The following is an 18,563-nucleotide window of genomic DNA, read 5'->3' as shown; positions in this document are numbered from 1 at the left end:
GGGACTCAACCTTCAGCGAGCTCGCGCAAGATGGCGGACGAACCGCGAGAGTTGACAAGCACTACCGGTCGCCCGCCTCGCTTGGCATTGATGAAGTCCGTAGCGGCGTGCTTCGCTGATGCCGTCACCACAACGAATACGTCCGCATTGGCCGCCTGGGCAGCCAGCCTGCTGCTGCCGTCGTGTTCGGCGCTCGTCTCGATGTCGATGCCAGGCACTAGAGTGCGGAGTACCTGTGCCGCGCGAGTAGTGGCCGTCTCGGTTAGGGAGTAAAGCACCACCTTAGAGTCCTTCAGATAGCGATACGGTGCACTGGGGTCGGCGTCCTCCGCTTGCCCAGCGAGTAGGTACTTCGGCACGTCGAGTGCCAATTCGCTGGCAACTATCTTGATGGCCTCAAGATCGGTCAGGTCCAGCGCTGATTTGAAGGGCCCGACCCTCTCCGTGATCTCGTAGAAGAACGGTGCTGCTGCGGCATTTGTCGCCGCCGCCGGCGTAACCGTCGCTGCCTGAAGCACGTCGATCGCCCAGGTGGTGGTCACGGCGGAGATGTTGCTCTTGACGATCAGACCAATCCATTCCAGCGCCCCGGCGAACACCTTTGGGCCGGGGTTGGTAGCCAGCAGATAGTCCAGCAGTGCTAGGGTCTGAACCCGGACGCCGGCCGAGTTCTTTCCGCTCATAGCGAGTCCAGCTAGGACACGTTCGATGAGCCCTGCGGCCCCATCCGCAACGAAGACATCGCGGTGCGCTGCCATGAACTGACCACCAAACTCACCAAGCTTTCCGAGCACCTGGTCGGAAGCGTTCAACAGCAGTTCAGTTAGTGCGTCAGCAGTGAGAGGGGCCCACCCGTCGGTGGTTTCTGGGTCGATCACCATGACCGTCGCGTCATCGTCATGGTGTAGTGATTCAAACCAAGCTCGCCATCCTAGCTGTGGCCGGCCTTGGGTGAACTCATCCAGCCATGCAAGATCGCTACGTAGACGTGCCCCAGCCTTGTCGACCAGTTTGCGCAGGTCATGCCTGGAAAGGTACGCGGCCACCAATGTCGCCTTCTCCGGCGCTTGCAGATCGCGGGCGCAGGTCAAGAGGAGGTGGGCAGCCTCAAGCCCAGGCTTCAGCGTAAACGAAAGGTCCAGCGCAGCTTGCAGTTCGCCCCGAAGCATCAGCCCAGTCGCCCGTTCGAGCGGTGATTCGGTTGGATTGGTGGGCTGCATCGACGTGACTGGTTTGGTCACTTCGACCGACTGCTCGGGCATTTGTGTCCGGTGTAGTACCGCACGCAAATGATCGGGTAGGCCAGACTCGATCGCACCAGCCTCTTTGAGAAGGCGGTCCAGTCTGTCCTCGGCGTTGCTCTCTATCGCAATAAGGAACTCGACGATGACTTGGGCACGAGTTGTAGGGGCCGCCCCCGAAAATAGTGATCGGAAGAATGGGGGAAGCGTGGTGACGGCGTCGAGTAGTTCCTGCTCCTTACCTTCTGCGTCATGAGCGGCGAACCATGTGTTATAGACAGCTTGCTGTATCGCCTGGGTAATCCCCAGCGGTCGACGCATGGCCAGTACTTGGTCGAGGTCTCTGTCCGCAAGGACGGCCTTCCAGTCCTGCAGTCCGGCGTATGTGCGCACTCGAAGAAATGCCAGGTTCGTTTGGTCGAGGTCGGCCGTCGCCTCGAGTTCCCGGAGACATGCCAAGGCGACGCCGCGGTCTTGGGCAGCGATGGCGTGGCCAAGGTCGTCGAGCACCTCTACGGTGGTTCTAGGAGCATCGAACTCCGACGGTGGCCTGCCATTCAGGAGACGGCTCATGATCAGCAGGGTGTCGCGCACCTGTTTGCGTGAACGCCTCGCATACGGCTTCGACCGCGGTAGAACCTCAAAGCGCAGCGGTTGCACAGGCAACTTCAGCAGTGCGGCGTCAAACGGATCGGCTGGATCGAGGGCACCTCGAACACGAGCGAGGTCGCTGAAGGTCGGGCCTATCCAGCTGTCGAGGAGATTCAATATCTCGCGCTGTTGACGCTGAGTTGGCGCGAACGCATACCACCATAGACGGCCGCGAAAACTCCGCGGCAAGAACCCGGTCTGGCGTTGTTCGATAGCACCGATGAAGTTCTCGAGAATTATCTGGTCGTCCGCCTCCACCTCAGTGGGCTTGATGTTGTTGCCCGTGCTGAAGAACGCCTTGAAATCGACGCTCATGACAGTTGGTACCTGTTCTGATAGTCGACCCATGCACGGGCTATCTGATCGGGGTCAGACACAACGGTGACGCCTTCCTCGTTCATTGTCTGGCCAAAGTATGTGAAGTTCATCGAACCATGGATGTGGAAGCGACTGCTGAGGATGCCCTTGTCGTGCAAGGCGTTGCGAAGCCTCAGGGTGGGTCGTGGTCCGACCGGGGCGAGATCGCTGAGGCGCTGTCTCGTGATGGTGTTACGTGCGTCGTCGCGTATGACCACTTGGACATCAGTGCCGCGTCGAGCAAGCTCTACGAGCACCTCCGTAAGCCGGATGGGTCGGGCGGGCAACCCGGGCAGCACGGTTTTGAACTGCCCCGACGCGTTATCGATCACGGCGATGTCAGAAACCCAGGGAGAAAGGACCAAAAGTTTGCTCGACGGCGCCAAGAGTTCGGTTACGAGCAGATTTTGGATCAGATCCTTGAGCAGTCGGGTTTCGCCTGCCCCAGCGGTCGTGATCCTTCTCATGCCGATACCTCGGCAAGTTCGAGCGAGACCACGACGCTACCGTCCGGGTGGTGGTCGATCTCCACGATCCGTGGGTATACCTGGAGAGAGTCCGTCTCAATGGCGCGATCCGACAGGTCGACCAACTCGTTCGCCAGCACGGGCGCTTCCTCGGGAGTCGCGATCAACTGTGCCGAACCCTGCGAAGCCAGACGGGAACGGACCATCTCGTCTGCGTTGGCAGCAGTTACCCTGATCGCTTCCTCCGTGGGTGTGAAGAGCCGCCGGAGCAGATCCGGCGCAGTTGGCAGAGTTTCGACATAGGGGTTCCACGACTGCAGTGCATCGGCTCGTACGGCCCAACCGCGTGGCCAGAGCACGCTTTGGATAGCGTCGATGCGCTGCCGCTCCGTTGAGTTCGCCGAGAGGTTTAGCCCCGTATCCAAGTCGTGCCGATGGTGCATCAGATATGCCCAGGTGCGCGGAGGAATTTCCACGCCTAGACGCTGCTCCTCTGTCTCCCACTCGTCAACGAGGGTGCGTAGCGCCTGGTCGGTATATGCGCTTGACCCTGGCCGGAGCAGGCGGTTCGCCAAGCTCGAGATTACGGCTTGTTCGGCGCCGTAGATTCCCGCGTTCCGCAACTCTGTGCGGATCCGGTCCAAACTCTGCACCCGTTGCGCCTGTGTCACCGATCCGCGGAAGTTCGCGATGAGGGGAAGCCAGGCGTTATGCTCGGTGGCGTAGCGCACGATTCGCCGCATATGCGCGTCGACTAGTTCGTTGGTAGAAGGCTGGATCGCTTTCATAATCAGCCGGAGGAAACGCCGCGGATCCGGGCGTACCCGCGCTGCCAGCGCTTCGATGAAGCCGCCGCCGCCGATCGTTGCTTCGGTCAACCAGACCTGGCCATTACGCAGGGTGCCGTCGAGTTCGTAGCCGGGTTCGATGTCGACGAAGATTCCCTCCGGGTCGTGCTCAGGACAGATCTCTCGGGCCGCCCACAAGGCAGCCTGCCCGAGCGTGGCCAGGAGACGCTGGCGCAGCCAGGACTGGAACTGCCCTGGGGAAGGGTTCCAGACTTGCTCGGTCAACTGATCCAGGCGAGCGACCACGTCCTGGTCAGCGAGCAGTCTTTTCAGACGCTCAGCCATCCGGTTGACCGCGGCGCTTTCGGCCTCCTCGACCCCGGAACTGCGGAACATAGCGTTCAAAGTGTCTGTCAACCTGCCAGCGAAGGACCCCCGCACTGCCTGGTAGGCGTCCTGGAGTGACGTGCTCTGTGCGACGGCTGACATTAGCAGCATGCATTCAATTGTCTGGTGGAGCCATTCCAACTGGAACCTGTTCACCTGCTCCAGCAGTTCCGGGTCGTTCACCAGTAGGTATTTAAACCAGGCGCTGCGCAGTGCTGGTTCGACGTCAGTCGGAGGGCTGATCACTTCTGGGAGAGTGATCGTCAGGCGGAGTCCATCGACGTCGTACGTCGCTCCGAGACCTACATGCTCACCCTCAAGTGAGAACTGTGCTCGAACTCTTGCCTCACGGCCCTGATCGAAGACCAAACTGGCCTCTGACTCAATCGCCACGCGACGGACCTCGACGTGAGCGTTCTGTGCATGCAGGAAGAAGCGCGCTTCATCAATGAGTCCGCCGAGGGGATCTGTGCGAGGGATCCGGGCAACCAGTCCCGGCCCGCTTTCGAGGAATTGTGATCGCCAGACTATGCTTGCGTTAGAGGTGTCCTTTATTTCCTTTGGCGTGATAGTGAGCCGCACCTGATCGGGCCGGATAATAGGGATCTTCGTGGGGGTCCCGCGAAATTCGACGGTCGCCACGTCCTGACGGTGGAACACGGGAAGGACAGGTCCGAGATCCATGATGGTCTCGCGCGCACCGTTAGGAATCGGAACCCAGTGACGGTGCTCGAGGTTGCGGGTCGCGAAGCGCCGGGACACCCGCCCCGGAGCGTATTCGCGAAGCATCTGGGCCATCCCCATCGCGTGACTCTCCTCCTTTTCCCAGTGCTGCTGGGGAGGGACAATCACGTACCCCTCAGGGAGTGCGAGTTCGCTGAACAAATTGACGGGGAAGAAGTCGGGAAGCGGATTATCTCCCATTGAGTCCTGGCCCTTGACGTATTGGTCAGGGCCGGCCACCGACCACTCGGTCTCGAGTCGTCGAATCAGCGTTGGCACGGCAGCGAGCATGAGGGGCCGAGGCGGGTGCCAGAGGATCTCTGCGGCGAGGTTTTCAGGGACCTGGAGCGCGCCTTCGATCCAGAGGCGCAGACTGCGCTGCCGGTCGGGATTGCGGAGAAGGCTGCGCAGGACGGTGGCAGCGGTTTCCTGAATCCTCCGATTGTCTGGGTACTTCGGATCCGTGAGTCCCTTCAAATCACGCCAGAGATTCGCGCGAGGGTGGGCAGTTTGGAGTTGCTCCGCGAGCCAATCAAGCATCGCCAAGGTTGCTTGTATACGGAGCACGGCGCGGTTGCGAATCGGGAGTACGAGTTCGGGCAGCACTGGATCGAAGAGCGTGTCCCAGGCTTCGTAGGCGACGCGATCCCGTCCATAGTCAGAAAGCACCACAACGGTATATGGGCGCATTGCTCGGCTTCGCCCGGCACGCCCCTTACGCTGGAGAAATGGAGCGACCCCACGTGGAGCCTTGTGCTGAAGTACGGCGCCGACATTCGGATCGTCGAAGCCTACCTCTAGCGAGGCGGTTGCAACCACCAGTTGGGATTCGACGTCCACCCCAGCATCTTGAGAGGTGGTCCGGCTTACTTTGAGCCCTGTGCCATCGAGTTTGTGCCCCAGCTTTATTGGAAGGTCCCAGACCTGTCCGGCGCGTCGCTGCCCGGTGAGGTCCCCCTGTCCGGTACGTCGCATGGATGCCAGCGGCGCTTTCGACTGCCGGAGGCGGTCATTACGAAGATCTTGCCCCTCTGCGTCAAGCAGATAGGAGTACAGTCGATTGGCTACATCGAGGTCATCGGTGAAAACGAACGCCTTGGTCCCGAGTAGTCCATCCGATGCTCGGCTTCTGGGTTCGTCGAGGACTCGCGGCAAGAGCATCGCCGTCTGGATTGTTGTCGACAGGACTGATGCACCGCTGGTCGGGTCGCTGCGCACAGCGATCATGTACTCGGCGCCCTCGTAGTCCATCTCATCCGCGCCTGGTTCGATGCTGATGACTAACTCGTCATCGACGCCGGTCAGATCACCCATATGGCGCACAGCATTGGAGAGCGTCGCGGAGAGCCCAACGAAGGTGACTGGGCTGTGCAGGGCGTGGTGCCAGCGTCGCAGAACCAGAGCTGCTTGAGCCCCGGTTGTCCCGTTGTATGTGTGGATTTCATCGAGCAGCATCAAGCGTGGCTTGTTGGGCACGCCGACGCCGAACAGTTGTCGCAGCGAGAGGTCGGAGAGCCCCCGGTTGAGCATTTCCGTCGTGGTGAACAGCACGTCAGGTGGCTGCTTGGTCATCTGTTGACGGGTCAGGACGAGTTGGCGGTTGTCGAATGCTCTGCCGCAGGTTCCACAGGTGAGGCGCTCTGTCTTCCACTGGATGTCCTGATGCAACCAGAAAAGCGCGCCGCCGCAGACGGCGTATCCGTCGCCGGGGCACGTGAACTGGGGGCACCTGAATCCCAGGGGATGCTTTGCCCACGTCGAGTAGGAGGCGGATAGAGCTTTCAGGGTGTGCGGGGTGTCCTTATTGAGGACTCCAATGGTCATCGGCCGTCCGTTTGTCTCAATCCAGACTGAATCGAGTCGTCGGGCGTGCGCAAATGCTGTGTTGAGTTGGTCCTTGAGAAGTTCGTTGCGAGGATATACAGCCAGCGCGCGGGTCCACGCGGACTGGTCTTGGAGCCCTGTCAGGTAGGAAAAGGCCGGCAGGTAGAAGGCGAGCGTCTTGCCGCTTCCGGTGCCGGCACCCACGACCGTGGCCGTGGTGATGTTCGACTGCAGTGCAGTCATTATTTGGCGGCTGGCGCGGACCTGGAACCCGCTAAGGTCGTGGTGCTCGCCGTCCAAGAGGGTCATCGCATCGATGACTTGACGGTAGATGTTGTGGACACCACCTGTTCCTTCGAGGACTGCCTCTCTGGGCTGGTCGCGTCGGGGGTACGCACGCGACCGTCGTGCGTAGCGGAAGTCGGCGATGAGTGGCGTGCCTTGGCGCCAGGCCGTCGCTGGGTCGGCGGAGAGAAATATCTGGCGTAGTTGCGCCAGGAGGCGAAGTGCCTCACCGTTTCGTGTACGCCACCGTGGGGGTGAGGCTGCGGCGTCACGAATGATCATACCCTTGCGGTCGAGTGCGTCGATCGCGTCTTGGGCCGCGGTGAGTGCGCCGGACTTGTTCAGAACGCGGTCGACCAGTGTGTGTAGTTCATCGTCTGTGAACCCGCCGTCGACGACGCCCCAGGACAGGAGTGGATCCTCGTGTGCCTCTAGGGCATCGAGAATCAGGCGCTCGATCTTCTTGGGGGTCACCGGAGTCGCACCCAGAAGCGATCGAGGATCCCCAGCCTCATCAGGCCGGCTAGCACCTCGGGTGTGAAGGAACTCAAAGGGATCCCTGTTGTCCCCTGGGCGTTCAAGATCACTTTAGCGAGGGTTGGGTCGACGAGTCTGCTGATCCGTTCACCGCAGGACCGGAGAGTCTCCAACGCGCTGGACAACTTTGCGACGTCCCCCAATTCGGGAACAGCGCGGTTGCTTAGGATAGCGAGCACGCTCTGCGCCTTCTCGATCTCGATATGGATGTCTTCGACCTCAATGCCGCTCCTGGCTAGCGTAGCGACAAGATCCTCGTTGATCGCCGGTATTTCACGGCTTCGCAACGTTGCCCACGCTTCCTCGACGGACTGGCGAAGAAGCTTCACGAACGGCTGGACGGCCTTCAGTCGCGTTCTCGCGTCGTCCAGCGGCGCGTCAACGGTCTGACCGGGCAGTGCACTGGTGAGAGCCTGGAGCGTGGTGATCACCTGCGTTGCTCTTTGAGGCAAGTCGGCGTCGATGCTGACACTGGCGGCGCGGAGTTCGGCCGCGCCGTTGGCCAACTGTCGAACTGTTTCGATGTATGCCTCGACCTGCTCGGCTAGGGTCACCAACTCGCCGGTACGGCGCTTGATTGAGTTCTCGTCGTCCGCAGCTGCTGCTGCCGCACGTAGTCGCTGGACCTGCTCGATGAGAGTCATGCTGTCCCCTCGCAGCCGGTCACGTTCGTGATTTCACGGCTCAAGGTCTCCAGCCCGGCAATCAGACGATTGAGTGCCTCGACGTGCTCCCGCTGTGCCTCAGAGGCAGATCCAGCCCTCAACTTCTGCTCCAGCGCCGCCACGCCAGCCAGAGCTGGGTTGAGCCAGTTTCGGATTCGCACCGCTGACCCTTCCCAATCCGATGTCAGCAGGTGAAGGCGCTCGTCCGCAGTGAGAGCGTCCCAGGTCCGCAGTCTCTCGCTGATGCCCTCCAACTTCTTGAGATCGCCGGGTTTGACCGCCTTGGCAGCACTGGCGAGGGCCCGCCCGTCGATTGAAGCTGGAAGATCGCCCACGTGTGACCGCTCGGTGACCAGGGTGTTGAGCGCTTTGGCGACCTCAGCAATCTCCCCCCCGAGATCGCTCACATTCGGTATCAGATCCAAGGCTTCCTTGAGTAAGGGCTCCAACATTGCGATTCGGGTCTGAATGCCGTCCACCAGTGGGGTGATGAAATTGGTGTCCTGCTCGGGCCACGTTGTGTTGATGTTGGCGCGAAGGGCGCGGAGGAGACGGGGGAGGTCGAGGGCTAGTGGCTTGCCGCCTGAGCCTTGACTATAAGACGCCATGCGGAGCAGTCGCTGTTGGAGCAGCTCTCGCTCTGGCTTCTGCTCGGTGCCGATGAAGCGATCCTGCCACCGTCGCAGTTGAGGTCGTATGGTTGCGTCTGCGAGCTTCGGGGGCGAGGCGAAGATCGCCTTAAGCCGGCTGAGTGGGTCAGGCTTGTAAGCGTCGGAAATGCCGAGGGCCTTGCTGAGGGTCAGCAGGGTATGCGTGAGGCGGACCAATTCGTGTTCATCACGCTGCTCCTGCGGAAGGAGAGAAACGGAGACGCGTGCTGCCCACGTCCGAACCTTCTCCACACATAGGCGCTGGAGTACCTCCCCGTTCGGTACGGTAACCCAGGATCCCGCCTCGTCCACCCAGGCGAGCGCTCGGAGCACACGGACATCCTCGTCGTTGGTGCGGTCAATCGGGATGAGTGCCTTGTGCAGTCTGTTGTCGTCCAACGCGATCGAGTTCGTCGCATCGAAGGACGGCGAGAGTTCCTTCTTTCCGCTGGTCCAGTATCCGTCGCCACCGTATCCGTCTTCGAATCCCAGATAAGCCGTGACAGCGGCATGCACGATGTTTCTGAGGCTGTTGCGGTCGCTCTGACTAAGGTCTCCAGTGGTATGCCAGCGGTCGACGGCCCGGACCAGAGGCGGCTCCTGCGTCGGCGCTGGCGACTGTGCGGAAGGTATGGGGACGGCCAGTTCGGCGTTGTGCTGCCCGCGGTCTTCCCGTCCACTCGGAGACTGCCGTAGGGGTGCCGGCGCAGTGCCGAGTCCGTCCAAGGGAGGGACGCCGAACGCGTCATGGATCGTCGGATCGAGGTTCTGGGGTCCGTTGCCCGAACCCCAGAAGCGGACCATCCGGACGCGACGTTGGGAGAGTTCGGGGTCGGCCGGCGTGCCCAACCGGACCTGATCCTCGATGTTGTTGAGGATATCCAGCGCGCCGGCGCGAAAGTCGTTCTCGAATCCAGCGCTCGGAAAGCGACCTTCGTCCAGTTCGATTTGGTCACGGTGAAGTACCGGGCGCAGAACGCGGGTCAGAACGTCGCGAGCGACGAAGCTACCGTCCCTGGACTGACTTCGGATAGCCAGGTCGAGCGCAGTTTTGTTGAACGGAAAGAGACCAATATCGTCGACCTGGCCAAACGCTCGGTGGCACTTCTCCTGAACTGGGCACTGGCTACAGTGGTTCGGGACCGGCAGCCGGCCATGGTGGTTTTTGTCGATGACCTCGGAGCCGACGCGGACCGCGTTGAGGTATCGGGCGGCGAATCCCGTGGGGTCGAACGTCGCTTTCCTGTCCGCGGGGAGTTCGAGATCGAAGACCTTGTACGTGCGTGTGTACACCGTCTCCGGCATCTGATTGACGAAGTAACCAGTTGTGACGGCCATGACTACACGCATCGGGCATAGGGCGACATCCGCGGTCGGGATGAGGGTGATTGCGTCGATGAGTCCGCCCTGGATTCCCTGGAAGATTGAAAAATCCTCGATAAGGAGGAGTAGTTCAAGTCCCTGCTCACGTAGGTCGAGGCGTAGTTCGACGAGGAGTTGTTTGAGGTCATCCCCCCCAATTCCGAAGACCTCACTCACCGCAGGTCCGAGTTGCTCGTTGAGCATCTTCGCTGCCAGATCGCGCAAGCTCACGTCGCTGGTCAGCACACCTGCAACACTCGCAGCATCAGCGCCGGCCTTGCTGACGTCATCGACTGAGAGGTTCAGGTCCGTTGCGCTGAATCCGAAGGCGTCCTCTTTGTCCTCTGTACCCTTGCCGGAGAGTTTCTCCCGCACCAGACGCGCGATGGGGCCATCCTCCGCAAGAAGACGGTTGCGGAACACAGGATCACCGAGTAGCGCCGGCAGGCCTGTTGGCGAGGCAAGATATTCGCGGAGTTCGTTCTCTTCGGGTGTGCCGTCCTTGCGTGCCCCTCGAGTCTCTACGAGGACGGCGAGAGCATTGCGCAGGCGGAGTCGGGCCTCGGTCTCGTCCGAGGCGGCGTCGACGGCAGTGGCCACCCTGGCGCGCAACTCCTCGGCCCGCTTACTAGTGGCATGTTGAAGAATGAGCTCGAGGATCCCACGGAGCGACATCCGATGCTTGGGGACAAAGATCAGCCTGGTCGAGCCCGTTGTCTTCAAGTTGGCCCGGAGCCAGCGAACCAGGTGCGACTTCCCCGTACCAGATTTTCCAAGGATCGGAATGATGGGCTGGTCCTCTGGCAACTCCTGGACGGCACGCAACAGGGACTGCTCGTCGACGACGGTGCCACCGATGGCGCTGTCCACTTGATCGCGTCGAATGATCGGAATAGAAGTATGCGTGGCGAGGAATACCCCGTCTGAAGTGCTCTCGGCCTCCACGGGAATGATTGTCAGCGCCTCGCCGGCCCTCCAGCACGCGACAGTAAGGTCACCTCGCCAACTCATCTTTTCCTTCTCCAATCAGGGTGACATGTGTCCGACGACTGCTGTCGAACCGTGAGAGGCGGACCCCATCAGCGTCTGGCAGGGTGTCGAATACAAGCCGGCCGCGGTCCTCCAGGACACGCAGCGCCTGCCCCACAGAACTGTCAACACAGTCTTGTGTGATGCCTGGATCAGGGTCTCCGCCGGTCAAGGAGGTGGCAAGAGAAGTGCGGACAAGACCACCGTGAAGAACGGGCAGTTTGGTCGCCAGGCGATTGAGGAAGTCGCCGACCGGGATCTGTCCGGCCGGCAGTTCATCCAGGACGTCGTCGATTGCGACGATCGGTAGGGGCACGAGTCCCGGTTTCGCTCGTACGGGTGACGGCGAGGCCATACCAAGGGCCAGTGCCCAACGGCCGAATGCGCCCCATCGCGTGTCGTTCGTGATAGCCCAGGTCTCGTTGCTCTGGCCGGGGAACTGGGCCTGCTGAAGCGTCTGGACGTTGTCTGTCCACGACAGGGGACGTCCGATTGCGTCCTGCGCGAGAAACCAAGAGAGTGCGCGAGCCAGGTCGCGTGCACCGCTTGTATGACCCTCACCTGGGACGGTACGCCAGGGGTCGCCGTCTCGATCCAGATTTAGAGCATGAATCTGTAGTGCACGACGGAACTTCGCTGGCGACAGCGTAGTACCGCTGTTGGTGGCGGTGTCGGTCAAGGTGATCACGCCGGAGTCGAGGGAGAGCATCCCGATTGTCCGAAAGGCGAGCAGGGTGTTCTTGATGCCGTCAGGCGCGGTGCTGCTGTCGTTCAGTCCTGGCGGCTTGAACGCCTCGATCAACTCTTCCTCGGTCCAGAGACGCCTGGACTCGATGAGGAAGTTGATGACGGCACGACCGAGGCCAGGAAGGCTTCGCGGCGGGTTCAGGACAGCCATCAGAGTCTCCTGAGGAAGTCATCGATGTTCCAGTGCGGGCTCCGGATATTTTTGACAAGTTCGTCCGGATATACCGGGTCGTGCATACTTTCGGGTACTACCACCACTCGCAGCGATCCGCTTGTTGGAGCGAGCCAAGATGTGGGAGGCGCGTCCCCGTGGTCGATCAAGATGAGGCTCGGCACCGACAGACGAGTAGGTATTCCGCGTGTACGTATTGCGTCCATGACGACCATGCCCTCGTCGGCGAACCGTGATGCTGTGCTGAGTGCCGGGAGCGCTAGCAGCGTCGCCGAGGCGGCGATGCCGCGTATGCCGTTGGTAATGCACGCCTGGACGAGATTGCTCAGTGTGCTCCGAAGGCGTCCATCGGCATATGTGACCACAATGCTGCGATGGCCGATTGCCAGAGCCTCCAGCGCCGAACTGGTCCTCCTGCCGAGGTCAGGTACAAATGCCTCCGCAATGAGCGGACGCGCGGCCCGAAAAGTAGATTCATGAATGTGCTTGTCTGCGGGGCATCCTGAGCACGCCGGTGCCACCATCTGGGACGCGTGCATAGTGCTGATATTTGTGTAGGAGTACTCCTCGCTGAGCACTCGCCCCCAGCAATCGTCTCTTGCCAGTAGGTGTGCCACTCGCGCCATTGAGGCTGCCTCGGAGTCCTTGATCTCTGTGCGTACCCCCTGTAGGGCAGCTTCGATGGTGTGCCGGTCTAGGTTGGCGATATTAGGACGAAGCCGTACCAGGACTTGGCGTATGAAGATGGCCCACTTCGCGGTGACCCGCGCTTTCCACGATTCCTCAGACTCGTCAGGTGCGCGTTCGATCGTGGGTGGGTCCATCCTCTCGATAGTGATGAGGCCTGCGCGCTCCATGAGAACTAGTGTGTTGCGGTTCCATAGCTGGTTGGAGTCTGAGGGATATTCGTTGTGCTCAGGTACGACGCCGGTGTCCAGGATCAGACCTCCACTCGCCCTATTTGAATGCGTGCCGCGCGACCGCATGGCATCCCATCGGTTCCACGCCTTCGTGTTTCCGATCACGGTTGTGGTCTCGATTTGCCGTCCCTCGCTGGTGTCGGAGTCGGCGGGTAGCCATACCGAGAGCGCGGCATGGCCGTCCCGCCCGGCGCGGCCGACCTCTTGGTAGAAGCGGTCGACTGAGGCGGGGACACACGCGTGTATCACCGTGCGTACGTCGCTCTGGTCGACGCCGAGGCCAAAGGCGCTGGTGCCGACCACGACGTCTATTGATGTCGACTCGCCGTCGCCAGACCAACCACGCAGGATGTCGAGGCGCTCGGCGGAACCGATGTCTCCGTGGAAGACAGCGGTTCGGGCGAAGCCGACTTCCCGTAGGCGCCGAGCGATGGCCTCGGCCGGTTTCTTCTTGGTGGTGTAGATGATCGCCGGCCGGGGGATATGATGCAGCGCCTCGACCACGCGTTCGATGCGGACAGTTGGCGACGACATCGTGCCCAGGAGATACCGCAACTCGGTGCGCAAGAAGGTCGAACCGACGAACAGTGAGTCGGTGGTGCCTGCGAACAGTTGATCGTTTAGCAGAAGGCTGGATGCTGAGAGGGTTGCACTCAGGAGCGTGACACGTGGTGGGGCGTGCCCGGCACCAGTTGCGACTTCACGGAGTTCGCCTACCAAGGAGGCGACGATCTGGAACTCGGGCCGGAAGCTAAGGCCCCACAAGCGCACCAGGTGTGCTTCATCGATAACAAGGTGCGTGAGTTGGCCGGAGGCCGTTAGAGCCCGGAGCAAGGAGGCGAGTCCGGAAACAAGTGCCTCAGGTGAGGTGAAGAGGATCCGTTGCGTCCCCTCGCGCAAGCGTTCTTTGATGGCCTCGCGTTCTTCTTCGGCGCGATCACTGTAATAGGCCAGCTCGCGGGGGAGCGCGGACGTTGGGAATCGTCCCCGTAGCTGGCGCTCTTGGTCGAGGGCCAAGGCGGTGGTAGGCACCACTATGACGGTGGTTCCTTGCGGACGAAGGAGGCCGGGAGCCAGGCCGACAATCGACTTGCCGGTGCCGGTGGGCAGGACCACATGCAGGGTGGAAGCTGGGTCCGCCAGCGTGGCGGTTCGGATCGCGCTGGCCTGACTGGGTGAACGGTAGTGGTCGATGTCGGGAGCGATCGAGTGCAGTGCCGGATCCACCGGCACCGGGGTGTCCGGGCGGGCGTAGGTTGGCACCTTCGTCTCGTCGGTCCATACATATGGGCCAGGGCTTGCGCAGGCGAGATCGATCCAGCGGGGATCGCCGTGGAGCCAACCGGGCGCCCAAACATTGCCGAGTCGAACGATGTGCCGGGTGGCTCCGAACCGTTCTGCGTACAGGCTCGCTCGCTTGAGCGCGTCCAGTTCGACGCCGCGCGTGTGAAGGTCGATCTCCAGTGCGTGGTTGCGTCGACCGGTGACCCCTACCTGGTGGCGGAGCACTTGACCGAGCAAAGCCGCAACGTCACCACTGATCGCGGACCCTGGCAGGTTGGACTGCCACGCGTCCACGAGTCGACGGTGCGGTCCGCTGAGGTACTTTGTCGGCTCAGAGGCCCCGAGAAGAATGCGCTGAACGATGTCAAACTGAGCGGTCACGCGTATCCGTCCTGCTCGAAGCCGCGCCCCGAGACAATGACCACACCGGTGCTGTCTAGGCGGAGCGAAGGCATTCGTACGGCTGCTGTCAGAGCCTGACCGACCATGGATTCGATTCTTATCTCCTCTTCGAGGAGGGCGCGCTCGTTCCCCTCTGAACGTGCGGCGCGCAACCTCAGTTGGTTAAGTCTTGTCGCCATGTCAGCCTCCGCGATCGCCAACGCACGCATCTGGGCCTGGATCACAGCGTCGTCGCTGCGAATCAGTTGCTGAGCGGCGCTCTCGACTGCTCGCCAGCGTTGCCCCCATCTCTCAGCCGGCACTAATTCGTATGCGCGCTCGATCCGCTCCCGGTTAAGGGCGTAGTCACCCCCATCCCTACCGGCAATCGGCTTCGCATACTGTGCTTGTAGGGCGTCAAGGTGGCGTTCGTCGGAAAGCGGGTTTCCATCCTCGCCCATCCACACCGTAACGATAAGAGGCGGAAATGCCCCGTCGGCTCGGCGCCTCAGCGATGGCCGATCGAAGCGCCCGTCAGTCGGTGTTGCCGCCAGCAGATGGAATCCATCAGCCTCGCTGGCAGCCTCAAATGGGTTCGCCTCAACGGCGTAGTCAAAGCGATAGACAGGGCACTCCTCGCGAGGCCAATCCGGAAGCCAGCGCCACATGCCGAACGCACGGCCACGGTCGTCATTCCAAAGAAAATCAGAGACTGCGTCGATGAACTGATCGCCATATCGATAAAGGCGGACATCCTCATGTTCGATCGCCACCGTGCGCACGAACGTGCCACGATGACCGCTGAGCGGTACGAAATCGCGCTTCAGCCTCCAGGTAGGAACGAGTGGGATCTGAGCCTGCCTGCCGGGGAGCCTTCCGATGGGTTCGTAGCCGCCGATCGTGTGCACGGGATCACCGACAGGCTCGAAGCGGAGATTCCCGATGGCTCGCCGGGAGGACAGCAGGGCATCGGTGAGATCAGCGAACGAGGATGCCTGATCCTCGAAAGCCATCATCTGACCGTAGACAGATCGCTCGTCGGTGGGCGACTCGATGCTGTCCAGGGCGTCCTGTTCACGTACGCGCTCAACCTCATCATCAAGGATTGCGCGAACCGTATCGATTGCCTCATCGGTTGCGTCGACGCCCTGCTCGAACAACATCTGCCATGCGGTGTCCGTGGCGAGATCCACCGCGCGTTGCAGGCTGGCCACGGATTTGTCGAAAACCCCGAACCCTTCTGTGAGGATCCTCATCCATGACTCTGCGAACGACTCTGTCTCCCCCGGTTCCGCTACCCAGTAGGAACGCCAGGCACTACCGTCACGACGAACATCCCAGCGATCACACCTGCCTATGCGCTGCTCAAGGCGATTCGCTCCTGGTGGCACGCCCACGTGGACTAGTAGGTCGGCGAACTGGAGGTTGCGTCCTTCTTCGGCGGAGGAGTCAGCGACGAGGATGGACGCCGATCGGGTCTGTTCGAAGGTTCGAACAGCCTTTTCGGACACGGTGGGCGGATCGCTCGCCACGTGCTGGAGGACGTTGTTTGGGAGCAGTTTGCCGAGTTCTTCGGCCACTTCTGTGGCCATGTCTGTCGTTGGGCAGAAGATGACCGCTCGTTCACGCGCCCGGAATCGATAGGTCAGAGCGTCGACCAAAGGGCGGGATATCCCGTATTGACGGCTAACGAGACGGAGGTCGCTGTCGATCCGGTCGAGGGCATCCTGCTCACCCTGTGTCGCTGCTACTCGCGATCGCGCCCATCGGCGGAGTCCATCTGAATCCAGAGTCAGCGAGACCGCGGTCGCCAAGGCAGACGCCGCCTCGCGGCGAGCTTCCTGATCGGACTCGCGGGCGGCAAGGGCCTCCTGGCGCCAGTTGTCTAGAAGACGAGTTACGTCAAGGACGATAGACGATTCGAGCGTGATCGGCTCTGGGCGGAGACGCCCGGTGACTCGGTATGACTCTTTGAGGGCAGCAGTGCGACGAGTGCGTAGCATGCGGCGGTGGACCCGGTACACCTCGGAGATGTGCGTGCGGAGTGAGTCGATCGCCATCGATAGCGCGTCCCGGTCTCGTTCGTCGATAGTCGTCTTCGCTCTAGCGACCAAGGCGGTCACTTCCGCGTCTTCGGGAAACGCTGTGTCGATCTCGGCGAGACGATTCCTTAGCAGGACACCGGGCAGTCCCGGCTGTAGTCCGAGAAACAGTCGGCCGAGACCAGCCCGCGCCTTTAGACGCTCCCTCAGGCCCTCGACCGTAGTGTCACGATACACAGCAGGATCGAGCCACTTGAGCATCGAGAGGAATGTCTCTTCGTTATGCAGTGCCGGCGTTGCTGAGAGCAGCAGGAGACGTGGACTCGCCGTCGCGATCTCGGCGAGGCGAGCATAGCGAGCGGACAACTCCTTCTGCTTGCTATTCGCTAGGCGGGCAAGATTATGCGCCTCGTCAACCACTATAAGATCGGCGCGATCCCAAGTGTCGGGTTCGTCGTCACGAGCAAGATGTATTCGGGCATCCGGAAAGTCGTGAACCCGAAACTTACTGATCAGTTCCCGACGCCATTGTTCGACGAGGAATGGCGGAAGAACCAGTTGCACCACAAGATGTGGGTCGTCCAAGAGTAATTGCCGGATAACAAGACCAGCCTCGACTGTCTTGCCGAGGCCCACCTCATCTGCCAGCAGATACCGTTGCACTGGGTCCTGCAATACCCGCCATGCCGTTTCGATCTGATGTTTGTATAGTTCGATGCAGCTTGACAAGGCCCCCCGCATGCCATGCGCCGCCGAGCGCTGCGTGAGAATGCTCTGCAGGAAGGGGCGACGCATGTCGGCCAGAAGGGGAGATTCCAGCAATCCTGCGCTTGCGAATCCGACGGGGTCGGTCAGTGGGCGGTCTCCGCGGACGTAAAGATCCTTTTCGGCGACATAGCCCTCCCATTCGTGTCCACGCACATAGATGTCCCGTTGTACCGTGGTTTCAACGATCCGACCCGAGCGCCACCTATCGTCAGCAAGCCAGAAAACCCTGAGTTCTGGAGCCAGAGTGAACCGCTTCAGGCTCGCTCTGGGGACGGCTTCGCGATGACGCTCGACCGGATTCTGTCCGGGCGTGTCGAAGTACTCAAGGACCAAGTCATCACCGTCTCGACCCACCAGCTTTCCAGGCCCCAGTGTGTTGGCGCTAGACACGAGCAGGTCACCACGGTTCAACGGCGTGCTCCGGGAGCCACGGCTACGGGCCACTGGACCGTTCCCACTTTTCACGTCGAAACGGGTAGTTGTCACCTCCCTCGTGTGATCATCGGCGCTGCGTGATCCGCGGCACTGCGGGAAGCGTGAACAACCCCAAAAGTATTTGCCTGCGTTACGTCCTCGGGATGCGACTCGCATGACCATGCTGGAACCGCACAGGGGACACAGGACAACCTCATCCGTCAAGTGACGTCCCTCCGCTGTGGTCAGTCACGCCCTGTGACGATCTGAAAGTGTGTCGGCGGTGACGTTTACCCGTCCACACTGCTGCCGGATCCACTTCAACCCCTGATCGGCACCCACTGCCGCGCGTCCCCCTCGACCCAACCGCGACGCCCTCGCTGGTCCTCTGGGATCGGGTGAGAAGGTCGGCGTAAATGGCCAACCGTAAGGCAAACCCAAAATGGACATTCCCCAAGAACTGTCCTGCATTCAGGGCTCCCTCGCACGGCTCCCGACGGCCAGAAAGCCCGCAATATACCATGGTCCCGGGCCTCCTGCACCATTATGCCGCTCTCAAGATGCGATTTATGGGCGCGCCATAATTGGTATTTCTAACGGTTCCTTGTCATCTCGCAGAGCTGTCCGATGCAGAGCAGCCTTGGTGTCGCCGAGAAGTACGGCCCCTACCTGGTCTTTCTCTCTTGCTCGCCTCGGGACGATCAGGCTATGACTAAGCGGTGTTGCTGTGCTTCCCACCTTTGCTGCGGACCACAGCATCCCCGGTATCCGGTGGCAAGGCCCGACAAAGGAGGGCTGCGGCAGCCGATCGCCCCGACCACGTACGGCGAGTGCCGAAGTCGGCGATCGTCCCACCTCAGCCATCCACG

General features: G+C 61.3%; 8 protein-coding genes. All 8 read right to left on the bottom strand.

What is annotated here, in order from left to right:
• Positions 1-5 precede the first annotated feature (5 nt).
• Genes dpdD through dpdE form a run of 8 tightly spaced genes read right to left on the bottom strand, consistent with a single transcriptional unit; the run spans position 6 to position 17,871 of the window.
• Positions 6-2,207, bottom strand: coding sequence for a protein DpdD (gene dpdD, locus ABZ815_RS10770; RefSeq protein WP_357696306.1), 2,202 nt, complete (start codon positions 2,205-2,207; stop codon positions 6-8).
• On the bottom strand, positions 2,204-2,716 hold the full coding sequence (gene dpdK, locus ABZ815_RS10765; protein WP_357696304.1) for a phospholipase D-like domain-containing protein DpdK: 513 nt from the start codon (positions 2,714-2,716) through the stop codon (positions 2,204-2,206). The genes dpdD and dpdK overlap by 4 nt, the downstream gene beginning before the upstream one ends.
• The gene (gene dpdJ, locus ABZ815_RS10760; RefSeq protein WP_357696302.1) at positions 2,713-7,197 is read right to left on the bottom strand and encodes a protein DpdJ; all 4,485 of its coding nucleotides are present in this window, start codon (positions 7,195-7,197) and stop codon (positions 2,713-2,715) included. The genes dpdK and dpdJ overlap by 4 nt, the downstream gene beginning before the upstream one ends.
• A complete protein-coding gene (locus ABZ815_RS10755; RefSeq protein WP_357696300.1) occupies positions 7,194-7,904 on the bottom strand; it encodes a hypothetical protein in 711 nt (236 codons plus the stop codon). The genes dpdJ and ABZ815_RS10755 overlap by 4 nt, the downstream gene beginning before the upstream one ends.
• The gene (gene dpdH, locus ABZ815_RS10750; RefSeq protein ID WP_357696666.1) at positions 7,901-10,948 is read right to left on the bottom strand and encodes a protein DpdH; all 3,048 of its coding nucleotides are present in this window, start codon (positions 10,946-10,948) and stop codon (positions 7,901-7,903) included. Before dpdH ends, ABZ815_RS10755 begins: the two co-directional genes overlap by 4 nt.
• The gene (gene dpdG / locus ABZ815_RS10745) at positions 10,932-11,864 is read right to left on the bottom strand and encodes a protein DpdG (RefSeq protein WP_357696298.1); all 933 of its coding nucleotides are present in this window, start codon (positions 11,862-11,864) and stop codon (positions 10,932-10,934) included. Before dpdG ends, dpdH begins: the two co-directional genes overlap by 17 nt.
• A complete protein-coding gene (dpdF, locus tag ABZ815_RS10740; RefSeq protein WP_357696296.1) occupies positions 11,864-14,470 on the bottom strand; it encodes a protein DpdF in 2,607 nt (868 codons plus the stop codon). Before dpdF ends, dpdG begins: the two co-directional genes overlap by 1 nt.
• Positions 14,467-17,871: a protein DpdE gene (gene dpdE, locus ABZ815_RS10735; RefSeq protein WP_357696664.1), complete on the bottom strand. Its 3,405-nt coding sequence runs from the start codon at positions 17,869-17,871 to the stop codon at positions 14,467-14,469. Before dpdE ends, dpdF begins: the two co-directional genes overlap by 4 nt.
• Between the last annotated feature and the right edge of the window lie 692 nt (positions 17,872-18,563).

Source organism: Nonomuraea sp. NPDC047529, from assembly GCF_040642995.1.
Classification (GTDB): Bacteria; Actinomycetota; Actinomycetes; order Streptosporangiales; family Streptosporangiaceae; genus Nonomuraea.
This window is presented reverse-complemented; position numbering and strand designations above follow the sequence as displayed.

What these genes read in the sequence shown, in the direction of transcription:
- dpdD (WP_357696306.1), bottom strand. Translation starts at nt 2,207, where the DNA reads ATGAGCGTCGATTTCAAGGCGTTCTTCAGCACGGGCAACAACATCAAG.
- dpdH (WP_357696666.1), bottom strand. Translation starts at nt 10,948, where the DNA reads ATGAGTTGGCGAGGTGACCTTACTGTCGCGTGCTGGAGGGCCGGCGAG.
- ABZ815_RS10755 (WP_357696300.1), bottom strand. Translation starts at nt 7,904, where the DNA reads ATGACTCTCATCGAGCAGGTCCAGCGACTACGTGCGGCAGCAGCAGCT.
- dpdG (WP_357696298.1), bottom strand. Translation starts at nt 11,864, where the DNA reads ATGGCTGTCCTGAACCCGCCGCGAAGCCTTCCTGGCCTCGGTCGTGCC.
- dpdE (WP_357696664.1), bottom strand. Translation starts at nt 17,871, where the DNA reads ATGCGAGTCGCATCCCGAGGACGTAACGCAGGCAAATACTTTTGGGGT.
- dpdK (WP_357696304.1), bottom strand. Translation starts at nt 2,716, where the DNA reads ATGAGAAGGATCACGACCGCTGGGGCAGGCGAAACCCGACTGCTCAAG.